The sequence below is a fragment of the Stieleria marina genome (assembly GCA_007741555.1).
Lineage (GTDB): Bacteria > Planctomycetota > Planctomycetia > Pirellulales > Pirellulaceae > K23-9.
In genome coordinates this window covers 50,915-64,914 of record CP036526.1, presented here as the reverse complement: position 1 = coordinate 64,914, position 14,000 = coordinate 50,915, and the positions used below count along the sequence as shown (strand labels likewise).

Below are 14,000 nucleotides of genomic sequence, written 5' to 3'. Positions count from 1 at the left end.
AAAATAATTCTGTCCTAATTGGCAATCAGGCTGCTGTCTTTGCGCCGGTAATTTACCTGCTTTTTGACCGATTCAGGCACCGGTCGAACGGTAAAGATCCATCATCCTAGGTAGACATACGTCGAGGCTGTAGGATTGCGCCACGAAATCCTCCGCTGACTTACCTAGAGCCTGATAGTCGCCCAGATTATCGAGCACTTCATTGGCCATCTCTGCCGCAGCGTCGACATCGAAGAAGTCAAACAGCAAGCCATTGTCGCCATGGGTGATCATCTCACGCACCGGTGCGGTATCGGACCCTATGACGGTTGCGCCACAAGCAAGTGCGTTCATCATCGACCACGACAACACAAAAGGCGCGGTCAGATAGAAATGCAAATCGCTGATTGAAAACAACTGCACCAGTTGTTGCGGGTGGATACGCCCAAGAAACAAGATGCGTTCAAGATCATAGTCGTCTTGAGCGAGCACCCACTGTTTGAAAGTCGTTCCTTGGGTGAACCGCAGGTCGCCCCCATAGGCCACGCGATCTTCGCCAACAACGACAAACAAAACATCATCGCGCGTATCGCACAATCGTTTCGCGATCTTCATGAACACATCAAAGCCGCGCATCGCCTCCATCCCGCGACTGACGTACGTGATGATCTTCTTATCTGTTGGCAATTGCCAACTGCCAATCAGCCGGTTCGGATCTTCAACCGGTTTCCAGAGATTCGTATCAATTCCATCAAAGATCGAAACAACTTTCTCGCTATACTCCGCCGGCAGTTGACTTCGCTGAAACTCTGTCGGTGAATAGCCACGGTCGCAGTTTTGCAAATCCAGCAAGAAGATCGCATTGCGTGTTCTGGCTCGCAACAAATCGCTCATCCCGTAAGCCGGAAGATCCTTGCGAAAATCCAGATCACTATCTTGCGTGTGATAGAAGAACTCGAAGTAGTTGATGATTGGGCAATCGTATAGTTCACGCAAATACAGCGTCGACAAAAAACCGCTGTGCCCAACAACCAGATCCGGCTGAATATCTGGTCGCGCTTTCAGCGTTTCATAGACCGCATGCGAATGCCAAATCTGATTTTCAAAAGATCGACTGCAGACATGCGTTTTCTCAGTCGCGCCACCACTACACTTATACTGCAACCGTTCTAATCCCGCGTGCTTACCGGGCGGTTTCTCTGAAATGAACGTGCAACGAAAATCGTGATGGTCAATTAGATAACGAGCGATGTGACCAAACTGAGCCGGGTAATTCTTGTGGGCGAAAAGTACGTGCATACCCTCAGAAACTCTTAATGGGTGGTGGGAGTCCGCTACTTGCGCGACCCATATAAGATGGCAAGAGAATGCTAACATCAACCCATCACGTCAGCGGCGATGTGACACTAGTGTGCTCTAGCGACCGCGACATCGCAATTCTCAGCACAATGCAAGTGCCGATTGACGCTGCCTACTGGAGCATCGATCGCAAACGTGATTCGCTTGTTAGACCGACTTTTTGATCGACCACCTTGCCATTTTTGATCACGACCAACGTGGGCAACGACGCGACGGCAAATTGCTTTGCGATCGCTTTGTGTTGGTCGACATCCACTTTGATGATCTGAGCATTGTTCTGTGCGGCGAATGATTCCAACCCGTGCAGCACCTTGCCCTGTTTTCGGCACGGGCCACACCAATCAGCGTAAAAATCTACCAGCACCACGCCCGGTGCATCGCTGACAATCTGTTGGAAATTGTCTTCCGCCCCCAGCGTTCGCAACGTCACCAACTTGGACGACGGTGCTACACGATTTGCTTCGTCGGAAGATTGATTCAATCGAGCCGATGCCAACTGAATGTTCTTGTTGTCGGCGTTAGTGGGGCCATCATTGCTTTGGGCGTAACTGGGACGTTCAGATGCTACCGCTTCGGGTGCGTTTTGGTCGGGCATCGGCATTTCGGCATCTGCCAATGCCGCATTCGACACATCCGACGACCGACACCCCGCTTGCATACAGAAGATCGCTGCGCAAATGACCGTCATCGTAATCAGCGAACTTGAAAACAAGCGACCGCCCAGCCCGCGTTCAGACAGGAATGATTTGTAAGCCATCGATCCAACAATCCTTTCAAAGCCAATATCGTTTCGCACACGCGAAAAACCATCTCATTACGATTGCATCGCACGAACTCGTACCAGCAAACAATAGCGATTCGGGATTCGCTTCCGCCATTCAAACGTACGGCAGCACTTTTACGCCCAACGATCATGGCGTGAAACTCGCCGATTCAGTCAAAATTTTTCCTGAGTGCACGCGATGATTGCTGCATGGTCCGGTTCACTGCTTGGACGCGGAGCGACTACCAGCGTGAAACGCACGGACGTATCGCGAACCAATTTTCCACCGACAAACAAACGCATTCGCGAGAACAATATCGTCAGTGGCGAAGAGAACGCGGGAAAACGGTGCAGCCTTTTACGCCTGGCGAGCTAAGACGGCAAAACGAGCCGCCTTTGTCAGTCCGGTCATTGGCACTCGCGGGATTGCGTTGCGGCTGCGACAATTGGCTCACGAGACGCATCTCCGATGCGTGTTTTCAAGTTTGCACCGCAAGTGAAATTGCCGCCTGCCACGCGATCATCGATGAACAACGCAGCTAGCACGAACCGACCAAGCACCGAACCAATTGGCCAGAACCATCGAGCCGATGATTTTCGCAGCAGAGATCTTCGAGAACTCTGTGCTGGCGAATTACCGCTAAGCGCGCGGCTGGAACCTTGGATGATTGATCAGATCGCTGGACCGTCGGCTCATAGCCTCGTCAACCAATACGGATCGCCGTTGAATCTGACCTTCACGTCGGTGATGGCAAGGAACATCGACGAAATCAATCGTGTCGCCCAGCAACGGCATCTCGATTTTCGCGTCTTCTTCGCTCGCAAATCCAACAAGTGCTTGGCATTGGTCGACCAGGCAATCCAATCAGGGATCGGGATCGACACGGCCAGCGAAAACGAAATTCGACAGTGTCTCACACGAGACGCCAACCCAGCTGATCTGATCTGCACTGCCGCGATCAAGACGGATTCCTTGATTCGCCTGTGCATCGATCAAGGAATCTGCATTGCCGTCGATAATCACGACGAACTTGCGGCCATCGCTGAACTCTGCCAAGAATCCAGCAAGACGGCAACGGTCGCGCTGCGGATTGGAGGGTTTCAACACCAAGGCCAAAAGCTATTCACCCGATTCGGATTCGACATCGATCGAGACGCATCGATCGTCAACCAACTTGGGAGCTTGCCGCTATCCGTTCAGGGCATCCATTTCCACTTAGACGGATACGACGCCGGTCAACGAGTCACGGCGATTGCCGAAAGCTTGCGCTGGATCAATCGACTTCGCGAATCCGGTCACCGGCCTTCGTTCATCGACATGGGTGGCGGATTTCCGGTCAGCTACCTGGACGATCCAACACAGTGGGAGGCGTTTTTAGAACAACACGCAAACGCACTGCTAGGTCGCCGCGAACCGATCACGTATCAAAACCACGGCTTGGGAAGGCACGTCGCGGATGGCAAATTGCTTGGCGAATCAAACTGCTATCCGTCCTATCAATCGTCGACGCGGTCGGATTGGTTGGCTGAAGTGTTGGACAGTAAAATCGGCGATCAGATGGTCGCGGCTTGTTTGCAATCGAACCACTTGCAGTTGAGATGCGAGCCAGGAAGAAGCTTGCTAGATGGTTGCGGCATGACAGTCGCTCGCGTCGAGTTTCGCAAACAAAACTCTGAGGGCGACTGGCTCATTGGTCTATCCATGAATCGTACGCAATGCCGGACTACGCACGAAGAATTCTTAGTGGACCCGATACTGATCGGCCAAGATCATCACAAAGAGGCATCCATCAGCGGCTACTTGGTGGGAGCATACTGCACCGAATCGGAACTGATTTCGCTCCGCCGTTTTCATTTCCCCAATGGCATCCAGCGCGGAGACTTGATCGCTTTTCCGAACACCGCAGGCTATCTAATGCATTTCCTGGAAAGTCGTTCGCATCAGTTTCCGTTGGCCAGCAATCTGGTGATCGACCAATCAGGGGCAACGAGTCTGGATCCGATCGATCAGTCGACGGACTGACTGTCATTTTTTGAAGCACACTGCAATCAAACGCTACCAAATAACGACGGCCTCAACTAAAGAAAATGTCGCAGCTAGCAGCCCGGCAGAGGAAATTGTGTGCCGCCAATCTCGCGCGAACCCGTTGAACGTCTGAGGTGTCACGGGCTACATGCTTTCAAACACAAAACGCTTGAGTAAGAACGCCATGATCGAGTTGCTCTGGAACGACCCCATCAACGAACCACAAATGTCGAAATACCTTTCGGCGCTTCGTGTCAAAGATGGCAATCGGGTCGTTGACTTCGGATGTGGATGCGGCGAACTGATCATTCGGCTGTGCGAATGCAGCGACATTGTCGCCACTGGAATTGATTCTTCCCAACCGCACCTCGCCGAAGCGCGTCGTCGGGCGGCCAGACGCATCAACGGTGCTCAGATCCAGTTTGTCGAAGCGAATGCGGCAGAGTTCACGGTGGACGAGTCGCCCATCGATATTGCGATCTGCATGGGATCCAGTCATGCGTTTGGGCTCGGTCCTGATTCCTTCGCAAACGCTCTGTCAAAGATCATTCCCATGCTCGCGCCTGGCGGTCAAATTCTTATTGGCGAAGGATACATGAAGCAGCCTGCATCGCCGGAGTATCGTGCAATGCTAGGTGACTCGTCGCCCGATTCGATGACGCACGCCCGCAACGTCCAAACAGCGAAGCAACTCGGGCTCATTCCGCTTGCGGCATGGACCAGCAGTGAAGAAGAGTGGGACGATTTTGAATGGGGCTATCAACAAATCGTCGAACACAATGCCGCAGAAGATCCCAACAACCAAACTGCCGCCGACAGACTCAGCGCCCGGCGCGAATGGATGGACGCCTACCTTCGCTGGGGACGCGACACACTGGGTTACGGCATCTATTTGCTGAAGAACCCAGCTTAAGCTCGCTCGCGACCCGGCCTGGATTCAGGACAGCCTGGATTCAAGATGCCTCTGCACCGTAGGCCACTCGGCACGAAGGATGCTGTACATCACCGTATCGCGAACAGTTCCATCACGACGCGGCGCATGGTGACGGATCACGCCGTCTTTCTTTGCCCCTAGCCGTTCGATCGCACGCTGGGAGACAAAGTTAAAGTGATCCGTCCGCAACCCCACTACTTCGCAGCTCAGTTCCTCGAATGCGTGTGACAACAGTATCAACTTGCATGTCGTGTTGACGTGACTTCGATGCCATTGCTTTGCATACCACGTGTAGCCAATTTCGACGCGACTGGCATCGACGACAATGTCGTGGTAACGCGTTGTTCCGATGATCGAATCGCTGGCTAGCTCGCGCACGGCCCAAGGCAACATGTGTCCGCTGGCCTGCCCTGCCAACGCATCGGCAACGTAGTCCGCCGTCTGCAAGTGTTTCGGAACGGACGTAAACCACAGCTCCCAAAGCTCGCCATCACAGGCTGCGGCCGAAAGTGATTCGATGTGTTGTTCCGAAAGAGGTTCTAATCGGATGCCGCCGCGTTCGAGCGTGACGGGTTCAATTCGTTTCATAAAACAAAGGGCATTCAGCGAGGTCGAACAGGGTTACACCGAAAGCGGGTCACATGGCAATCGCGACACGCTGCGGTTTGGAATGGTTCGCCAAACCGTAGCAGAGCATTCTATTTCCTAGAAAAACAACGTGATAGCGATGCGTGCTCTCTCTGTCATTCTGTTTTTTCGCCAGATGCACGACACTGACATACTGCAAGCCAAATGAACTAAGCTGAGGGAGAGTCATCCGCTTCAATCGAACAAAGTAGCCCTCAATGGATGGAACGCACAAAGATCTTTTTCTCGGCAGTCTCGATCGTTGTAGTGAAAACCGGAACTTCATTCCGGTATTCTATGAGCGTTTCTTGTCGCGTTCGGATGCGATCCGTGACAAATTCAAGAACACTGATTTTGAAAAACAAAACGAAATGCTTCTGCGCTCGTTGAAGCTCGCCGCCGGTGCGACCTCGGGAGACCCCAGTTCACTCCGAGAAATTCGGGAGCGTGCCGAAACTCACGATCGCCACCATTTGAACATTGAACCGTCAATGTACGAAACGTGGATGACAACCGTGATCGAAGTTGCCAGCGAATATGACACCGCATGGACCGATGAAGTGGAAGAGGCCTGGACAGCGATTCTCGGTCACGTCATCACACACATGGTGAAGTTCTATTGAGCGAGTATTCGACGGGTCACTTCAACAGGGCACAAGGTTCCGACTGATCAGAGACCTCGTGACTAAGCACGGGCATGGCACTAAGCATAGGCCTCCACAAACACGGGCACCCACAAACATAGGCATCCACCGCCGGCTCAACGCCAGTGCATGAATCGGGGCAATACTAACGCGGCATAAAAAGTGAACGCTGCTGTCAGCCCGTAGATAGTCATCTGGGCAAGCGAATAGCCGTTGCTAAACGAATTTTGTTCAATCGCTAATGGCTGAGAAACAAAGCGAACAGTTGTCAGCGATTGTGAGGACGGCTGTTCGGAATCTTTTACAACGATCGACGTCGCGTAATGCGATGACTCGATCGGGTACTCTTCGCGGACGGCTGTTCGATCCTCTTTTAGATCCAGTTCAACAACGATGGCCGCGATGCCCTCGATGCCTGGCAGAGACAAGAAGAATGAGACGCCCAAGATCATCAGTTTGTTTCGCACAGTATTCGCTCTTCTCCGGAGTTGCGTTTGGCGTTTCATCGGACCAACAAACGGCCCGCCGCGCTTCACAATCAACCGATGAAGGAACACCCTTGCATAAATGGCTAATGGTGGGGCCCCACAACAACCACATGCCACTCCCCCAAAATAGCTGATCCAATCGAGTGCTCCCCGCAAATTCGCAGGCAGAGTTGCATGAAGCCACACGCGTGAAATCGATCGATGACGCCACCTATTGCCTCAAATCCAGCGTTTGAGCGATCGGATCTGGGTGGTCGGGTTTGGTCGCAATGACCGACCGCGATTGGCAACTTCGGTAAAAACCGGTACTCGCAAAAAGAATCGAAAAGCGAAGCACCCCCGAGAGGATTCGAACCTCTGACCTGCTCGTTAGGAATGAGCTGCTCTATCCAGCTGAGCTACGAGGGCGTGTCGTGATAGTTTGATGTGTTCACGCGAGAGTTAGAAGGGCGCTTAGGATTCTGCGGGGTCATTTTTTGACGCGTGAGGACAACGCCTGTTTGACCACGTCGGCGACGTGTGCGCCCAACTTGGCCGAACCCTCTTTGCTGTAGTGCACGTTGGCCGGCAAGGTCTGGACTTCCTTTGTCGCGAAATCAAACATAGCATCGGTTTGAATACCGCCGACCTCTTCCATCACCTTCGCCGCCACTTCGTTGTACTGGCGTGAATCGCCCACCACGCGGCCTTTGGCTCCTTCGGGGACGGGCGTCGTTTGTCGCCAAATGACGGTTGCTCCCGTTTTCTTCAGACGCTTCGCGATCGTTGTCAGGTTCGCGGCGTAGTCGTCGATGGAGACTTGTGGCTTGCTTTCGGCCGATTGGGGGTCCGCCAAATTTTGGCCTTTGGGGCCCATGTATTTCAAATCGTGAAGTCCAAAATTGAAATGGATCACGTCCCATTTGCGATCGCCCACCCAAGCGTCCACTTTGGCCACTCCGTTTGTCGTCGGTCCGCAGTTAGTGCTGGGGCGGAAAACGTTGGCAATGCCTTTGAGCTCTTGGCGGGCTGGAACCATGTATCCGATCGAGATCGAATCGCCGATCAGCAGCACATTGGGCAAGCCCTCTTGGATTTCCGGTGGTTGGAAGGCAGGATTAGGTGCTCGCTTTTTCTTCGCAGGCCGCTTTTTCTCCGGCGATTTCTTCTGAGTCGCAGCTTCTTGGGCAAACGAAGGAGTGAGATCGTTGAAAGTCGCACAAAAGACTCCGGCAACCAACGCAACTACTAAACTGTTCTGTAAGACTGTCTTCATCCGAATCTCCCGGTTTTTGTTCGCTCTCCAATGTCTATTCAATCACACCGGGCAGTCTATCGTATTCTCGATGCGAGCATCAACCGAGCCGGCGAAGGGCTTCGTACCATGGAAGAGTACGCCCGCTTTGTTCTAGATGATTCAACGATGACGTCGTCGTTGAAAACGTTGCGACACGGTTTGACAACGGCTCTGTCGATCCTTGACCGAGAGTCCCTCTTGGCCGCACGCGACACGGCAGACGATGTCGGCACCAATATCCAAGTGGAGACAGAATACCATCGCTCCAATGCCGTAAGCGTAATACAGGCTGCGGCCAGTCGAACCCAACAGTCGCTGCGAGTCATCGAAGAGTACAGCAAACTCATCGACACGAGCGTTAGTTCGGCGGTCGAACGAGTTCGCTACCGCGCGTACACGGTCTGTGCCGATCTGGAACAACAACTCCGTCGCAGCGATCGACTGACTCGGCTCGCCGCAAGTCAGCTCTATGTTTTGATCGACGCAGGCACCGACGATCAAGACTTTGCAACCAAGGTAACTGAGTTGTCCAAAGCTGGCGTGGATATCTTACAGCTTCGTGATTCAGCACAGAGCGACCGCGTCTTGCTGGAGCGTGCCAAGATCGGCGTTCTGATCGCCAACCAAAACGACACGCTTTTTATCGTCAACGATCGGCCTGACATCGCAGCGGCGTCGGGTGCAGATGGAGTTCACGTCGGCCAAGATGAGATGCCCGCGGACGCCGCTCGAGCAATCATCGGAACCGATCGATTGATCGGTGTTTCGACGCATAGCATCGCTCAAGTCCACGACGCGATTGGAGAGGGCGCGGACTACATTGGCTGCGGCCCCGTGTTTCCCAGCCGAACCAAATTGTTTGATGAATTTGTCGGTACGGAGTTTCTGTCCGAAGTCCACGATGCAAAGAAACAACGGGCGCTTCCTGCCTTTGCAATCGGTGGCATCGAAGCCGACAATGTCGCTCAAGTGACCGCCACAGGTTTTCATCGCATCGCCGTCACCGGCGCCATCGACCGAGCCGATGACCGCGTCACAGCGGCACGTGACTTGCGAAATCGACTGCAGGCGAATTAGCAATCCAAATGAATCAGACGCAGGCGAAATCCGGCATGAAAGTCATCTCAGCGTTTACCGTTTTGTGCGGCCTGCTGGTTGTTCCGTTCGGGTTGCCATCTAACTGGGCCATCGCCGACGACAAACAGCCCAAGTTGGACGAAAATCCCGCTGTGGTGCTGGATGTCGTGAGGCTGAAGAAATCAGATGTCACTGAAAGTAGCGGACTGGCGGTTTCAAATGTCGGCAAAAATCGCTGGTGGACGCACAACGATTCCGGCAACAAGTCCTACTTGTATGCCGTCGACAATCGCGGCAAAGCAACCGGCCGGTGTCGCTTGAAAGGAATCGAAAACAAAGACTGGGAAGACATGGCGTCGTTCGTTCACGACGGCTATCCGCGGTTGCTGGTCGCCGACAGTGGAAACAATTTGCACAAACGCAAGTCGATCGAACTGTACCTTCTGGACGAACCCAATCCAGACAAGAAGACCGACCAAAAACGCGTCCAAGTCCTTCATGTTACGTTTCCCGATCAGCCCCGTGATTGCGAAGCGATCGCGGTCGATACGGAGCGTCAAAAAGTTGTCTTAATCACCAAGGGAAAACTGCCCTACGCCGTCGTGTATACGATCGACCTGCCCAAGCGAAACAGTCGACCAGCAGGTGACACCGAAAAAATCGTCGCCCAGAAAGCCACGACGTTATCGATTCCAATGGTTTCGGGAATGGATATCGACAGCAAGAACGGTGATGTTTGGATCGTCAATTATTTTCAAGCCTTTCACTTCAAACGAACGGCCAACGACCAAAAGTTGTCTGAACAGTTTGCCAAGCTGCCTCAGATTTACTCGTTGCCGAATTGGAAGCAAGTCGAAGCTGTGGCCGTCGACCAGCAACATCAAGTTTGGATCACCAGCGAGGGCAAGTCACCACCGTTGGGACGTCTTCGATTGACACGCCCCTCCCCTACCAACGCATCGTCGACCGTCAATGAATAACGCAATCGAAGTCGAACAAAAGTACCACGTCGACGAGGCAGACGTGCTTCAACATCGGCTAGTCGCGTTGGGCGCGACCGAACAGCCATTTCAGGAACACGCCGACACATATTTCAATCATCCGTGTCGTGATTTTGCGCAGACTCACGAAGCGCTGCGGATTCGCTACAGCAATGGCATGCCCTTGATTACTTACAAAGGGACCAAGCTGCCGGGAGCTGTCAAAGCACGACGCGAACTCGAATGGCGATTAGACCCCGGCGACGTCGATGGTTCGCAGATGCAAACGCTGCTGGATCTGCTTGGGTTCCGGCGAGTTGCCACGGTGAAGAAAGATCGGCGTAGTTTTTTATTAGCGAAAAACGACCACGAATTCACGGTCACGATCGATCATGTCCACGCTCTGGGCTGGTTTTCTGAGATCGAACTGGTCATCGAAAGCCATAATGATCAGCAAGTTTCCCAGCAAGAAACACGGATTGCCGATGCGAGAGCCAGAATTTTGGAATTGGCTCCTGAGCTGGGATTGCATCGAGACGAGCCGCGAAGCTATCTGAGAATGCTGCTGGAGTCGCCGTCAAACTAAACGGAAATTTGACCCTGTGTTGCCAAACTGCCTATGCTCTAGCACGGAGTTTGGTGGCCATGGTTGGCATGATCAGCATCGATGCCGTGATTTGATGACACTGTCGAATGACTTTGTCAAAAGACGCGTGGTTGAATCCGATTTCATTGTCACTTGGAGATTGAGAACATGTTTAAGAAAATCAGCGCGTTCCTTGCCGTTGCCCTCATTGCAGGCGTCGTCGTTGCGACCGAAGCCGATACGAAGAAGACCGTACAGTGCGTCGTCGCCAACAAGGCTGCGGACATGTCGAAATCGGTCGATTACAAAGACGGAAAAGTTTACTTCTGCTGTGGCGGATGTGCTGGCAAGTTTGCCAAGTCAGAAAAGAAGTTCGCGGTGAAAGCCAACCATCAGTTGGTCGCTACTAAACAGTACGAACAAAAATTGTGCCCGTTCAGCTCGAAACCTGCGGACCCAGCGAAAGCAACCGAAGTCGCTGGCGTCAAAGTTGCATTTTGCTGTGACGGCTGCAAAGGCAAGGTCGAATCCACGCAGGGCGACGAGGCCAAAATGAAACTCGTTTTCACCGATGCCAAATTTGCCAAAGCGTTTAAGAAAGTTGCCAAGAAAAAGTAACTCTTCGCAAGACGCTCTCGAACAAACAACCGGCCGCTTGCAAGTCAGGCGGCCGGTTTTTTCGTGCGCGTCTCAGTGCTGTCCACCAGAGCGTTTAACCAACAAACGCTAGATCTGACGAATGTCCGCCGGCTCCTGGTCGCCGCCGCAATCTCGATGACGACCACCGACTTGGCCACGCAAGTGAATCATCCATGGTCCTGTCATTTCGTGGATATGCCATTTTCCCTGCATCGTTCCTTCACCGTCAAACTGACCGATGTAGTCGGTGTCGTGCTGGCCGACATAATGTTTCTTGATCGCGACGTTGCCGTCCTTGATGACGCCCGACATCGTAAACGGCCCGACAATGTCGTTGCCCGATCCGGAAACTTCTCCGTCAACGAAATCCAGCAACAACGGATCCATTGTCTGCCGACCGTAACAATCTTGCTCCCACCAACCCTGAGCCTGAATGTTCACTATTGATACTCCGTGATGGAATGATTCTCAGTTGCAGTACACGCTGGCGATACAACGACCGCCAATTGATTATCGTTGCCTAAACGTAATCGGACGACGCAAAAGGAGCGACGGAGTCAGGGTGTCCCGTTAATCGGCCCTGCAAATTCATTTGGCACCTTCAGGACACTTTCGTGTTTCCGTCACCAATAGCCGTCAGCACTCAGAAAGACGCACTTGTCGATTTGGACAGATCAGCCCCCGCAATGATGAATGCTTTACCCTGGAACAGCACTCCGATTGCTTGCCCAAATGCTTACCCCGAATTCTTGAAATTGCGCAACGCCAAAAATACGATGGTCTACAATCGGTTGGATGCTTCAAACGTTCATAACAGAAAAGTGTTTTCGCATGCTAAATCGCATCATCCGGCAGGCCGCAATTGCGATCAGCATCGTGGCACTTGGCAACGCGGTGGCCGAAGAGGCGGTTACCACAAACGCAAAACCGCCAACGACCGAAACGTTTGTTCAGATCGGCCAAGCGATTGACAGCCTGGACTCCGCGCGACTGGTCGAACTAATCAACGGGATTCCCATCAAAATCGTGCGATCAGAGAGCATTCGATCGGTGCCGGTTACGGCCTGGGTTTTGGCGACAGCCAGCGGAGATGAATCATCAACAAAAGCCGTGTTGTCCGTAGCAGAATCAGATCAGTGGCTGACACAGACGATCAAGCAATTAGCGGACGATGCCGGAGCGTTGAAACCGCTCCCCATCTCCGTCGAAGCGGATGCCGTCACCGCGGAAAGCCTTGCTTGGTCAAAACAGCTGCGACGAGATCTCTTGATCGCTGCCGTGACCGGTCAACGTGACCGTGTCAAACATCTACGTGACGAACTGGTTGGCAAACCATTGCCAGAGTCGCTGCTAGACGAGTTGAATCGGGTGGCGGATGCGAGCCAAAGCATTGCCGAGCAACTGCCGCCGTCGATCACCGGTGTCGCCGTTAATCTGTTCAACGCTGTGCAGCAAAAGGAGCAGGATCAGCAGCAAACCAGCGACCAGCTACTAGGGATTTATCGAGCAACGCCATCACAAGACCGAAAGTCGCTCAAGCTAACCCGCGGTGATGGAACCAACGCCTACTCTGTTCTACAGGCAAGAGAACAACAAAGAGCAAGTCTGGTGGACGCGTACGGCAAGCTCTACGACTCGTATTGGAAGGGCGAGATATCGAGAATCGAATGCATGAGAAAGATGCAAGAAGTGAAGTCTGCCGATTTGGATTTGACTCAAAAACGCGCCATCATGATTTGGACGTTGCGAAAAATGCGAGCGGAGAACGCCAAAGAGAAACTGGACCAACGTATCGCTGCCAATCGAATCAAGACAGCTGCGCTTCAAGAGCGAACCGCAAGCGACCTGTCGTCGTCTTGGCCTAGTTTGTTTCGTCATCGTGCACTTCGCGGAAACGCAGACGCGATGTTGAGGGAATTGAAATCCTATTCGCCGTCGAATTGCGGACCGCTCTCGATCTGCTACGCCAAATGTGTAACCGAAATGCGTGTCCTGCATCGACTGTTACAAACCGACCTAGACGGTATCGGGTCACGCCAGCAAGCCGGGCTGCGAACTTACCTACGTGAGATCGAAGAAGAATTGCAAGGTCCATATCAAGACGCACACTCGATTGCTTCGATCAAGGCCACTGCGTCAAGTGACGACACGGCGATTGCCGCAAGTAGCAAGACTGACGTCGCCATTCCAAGGCCTGATTCGGTGGGTCTGCCCGGGTCCGTGTTGGTTTCGCTGGGTGGGGACGATCGGGAAGTAGCCAGCTTGGGTCTGTACCGTGTGATCGCAAAATCATTGATTCAAGCCGGCAAGGACGAGGACATTTCGACGCTGCGCGATTTGGCCAATTCAATTGCAAAAACAAAGTTGCTGACCAGCGAACAGAAAGCGAGTCTCAAGTCGCTTGGTTCCCGAGCTTATCACGGGAAAGTGACGAACGATGACTTGGAAATCTGTCGACCGGCCGAAGAGATGCTCGCACGCATCGCTAGCGTCAATAGCCTTAGTTTCCCCTCTCCCATCCGAGTCGATGACGAGACGCGCGAGCAAGCATTCGACATGCTGCTGACGTCGATGATGCGTCCGTCTGCCAGCAGCAGTGACACAAAATCAAACCAGTGATGG

15 protein-coding genes and 1 tRNA gene are annotated in these 14,000 nt (G+C 53.0%); 9 read left to right on the top strand and 7 right to left on the bottom strand.

The window, feature by feature from the left end:
- Positions 1 to 72: 72 nt before the first annotated feature.
- Both K239x_RS00300 and K239x_RS00295 read right to left on the bottom strand, forming a co-directional pair.
- The gene (locus K239x_RS00300; RefSeq protein WP_145415724.1) at positions 73 to 1,278 is read right to left on the bottom strand and encodes a glycosyltransferase; all 1,206 of its coding nucleotides are present in this window, start codon (positions 1,276 to 1,278) and stop codon (positions 73 to 75) included.
- 172 nt (positions 1,279 to 1,450) lie between these two features.
- Positions 1,451 to 2,095: a thioredoxin family protein gene (locus K239x_RS00295; RefSeq protein WP_145415723.1), complete on the bottom strand. Its 645-nt coding sequence runs from the start codon at positions 2,093 to 2,095 to the stop codon at positions 1,451 to 1,453.
- Between the two features lie 205 nt (positions 2,096 to 2,300).
- Between K239x_RS00295 and K239x_RS28140 the strand changes: the two genes are divergently transcribed.
- The 3 genes from K239x_RS28140 to K239x_RS00285 all read left to right on the top strand — a co-directional run bounded on the left by K239x_RS28140 (position 2,301) and on the right by K239x_RS00285 (position 5,040).
- Positions 2,301 to 2,477: a hypothetical protein gene (locus tag K239x_RS28140; protein WP_419189493.1), complete on the top strand. Its 177-nt coding sequence runs from the start codon at positions 2,301 to 2,303 to the stop codon at positions 2,475 to 2,477.
- A 93-nt stretch (positions 2,478 to 2,570) separates the two neighbouring features.
- Complete coding sequence (locus K239x_RS00290; RefSeq protein ID WP_419189492.1) at positions 2,571 to 4,124, top strand: Y4yA family PLP-dependent enzyme; 1,554 nt, start codon at positions 2,571 to 2,573, stop codon at positions 4,122 to 4,124.
- Between the two features lie 229 nt (positions 4,125 to 4,353).
- The gene (locus K239x_RS00285) at positions 4,354 to 5,040 is read left to right on the top strand and encodes an SAM-dependent methyltransferase (RefSeq protein ID WP_419189491.1); all 687 of its coding nucleotides are present in this window, start codon (positions 4,354 to 4,356) and stop codon (positions 5,038 to 5,040) included.
- Between the two features lie 24 nt (positions 5,041 to 5,064).
- On the opposite strand, the gene K239x_RS00280 is transcribed toward K239x_RS00285, so the two are convergent.
- The gene (locus K239x_RS00280) at positions 5,065 to 5,649 is read right to left on the bottom strand and encodes a GNAT family N-acetyltransferase (protein ID WP_145415721.1); all 585 of its coding nucleotides are present in this window, start codon (positions 5,647 to 5,649) and stop codon (positions 5,065 to 5,067) included.
- 257 nt (positions 5,650 to 5,906) lie between these two features.
- On the opposite strand from K239x_RS00280, the gene K239x_RS28135 reads away from it, so the two are divergent.
- On the top strand, positions 5,907 to 6,311 hold the full coding sequence (locus K239x_RS28135; RefSeq protein WP_419189490.1) for a globin: 405 nt from the start codon (positions 5,907 to 5,909) through the stop codon (positions 6,309 to 6,311).
- 137 nt (positions 6,312 to 6,448) lie between these two features.
- Here the strand turns inward: K239x_RS28135 and K239x_RS00270 are convergent, their stop codons facing one another.
- The 3 genes from K239x_RS00270 to K239x_RS00260 all read right to left on the bottom strand — a co-directional run bounded on the left by K239x_RS00270 (position 6,449) and on the right by K239x_RS00260 (position 8,075).
- On the bottom strand, positions 6,449 to 6,799 hold the full coding sequence (locus tag K239x_RS00270) for a hypothetical protein (protein ID WP_145415719.1): 351 nt from the start codon (positions 6,797 to 6,799) through the stop codon (positions 6,449 to 6,451).
- Positions 6,800 to 7,154: 355 nt separating this feature from the next.
- Positions 7,155 to 7,228 (bottom strand) — tRNA-Arg (locus K239x_RS00265).
- Between the two features lie 61 nt (positions 7,229 to 7,289).
- Positions 7,290 to 8,075: an SGNH/GDSL hydrolase family protein gene (locus K239x_RS00260; protein ID WP_145415718.1), complete on the bottom strand. Its 786-nt coding sequence runs from the start codon at positions 8,073 to 8,075 to the stop codon at positions 7,290 to 7,292.
- A 30-nt stretch (positions 8,076 to 8,105) separates the two neighbouring features.
- Between K239x_RS00260 and K239x_RS00255 the strand changes: the two genes are divergently transcribed.
- From K239x_RS00255 to K239x_RS00240, 4 genes are all read left to right on the top strand, one after another.
- On the top strand, positions 8,106 to 9,173 hold the full coding sequence (locus K239x_RS00255) for a thiamine phosphate synthase (protein ID WP_145415717.1): 1,068 nt from the start codon (positions 8,106 to 8,108) through the stop codon (positions 9,171 to 9,173).
- A gap of 8 nt (positions 9,174 to 9,181) precedes the next feature.
- Positions 9,182 to 10,153, top strand: coding sequence for a 3-isopropylmalate dehydratase small subunit (locus K239x_RS00250; protein ID WP_145415716.1), 972 nt, complete (start codon positions 9,182 to 9,184; stop codon positions 10,151 to 10,153).
- A complete protein-coding gene (gene cyaB / locus K239x_RS00245) occupies positions 10,146 to 10,739 on the top strand; it encodes a class IV adenylate cyclase (protein WP_145415715.1) in 594 nt (197 codons plus the stop codon). The genes K239x_RS00250 and cyaB overlap by 8 nt, the downstream gene beginning before the upstream one ends.
- Positions 10,740 to 10,907: 168 nt before the next feature.
- Positions 10,908 to 11,357, top strand: a complete 450-nt coding sequence (locus tag K239x_RS00240; RefSeq protein ID WP_145415714.1) for a hypothetical protein — start codon at positions 10,908 to 10,910, stop codon at positions 11,355 to 11,357.
- 108 nt (positions 11,358 to 11,465) lie between these two features.
- Here K239x_RS00240 and K239x_RS00235 read toward each other — a convergent pair whose 3' ends face one another.
- A complete protein-coding gene (locus K239x_RS00235; protein ID WP_145415713.1) occupies positions 11,466 to 11,819 on the bottom strand; it encodes a hypothetical protein in 354 nt (117 codons plus the stop codon).
- Positions 11,820 to 12,209: 390 nt separating this feature from the next.
- Between K239x_RS00235 and K239x_RS00230 the strand changes: the two genes are divergently transcribed.
- On the top strand, positions 12,210 to 13,997 hold the full coding sequence (locus K239x_RS00230) for a hypothetical protein (RefSeq protein ID WP_145415712.1): 1,788 nt from the start codon (positions 12,210 to 12,212) through the stop codon (positions 13,995 to 13,997).
- The last annotated feature ends 3 nt before the right edge of the window (positions 13,998 to 14,000 follow it).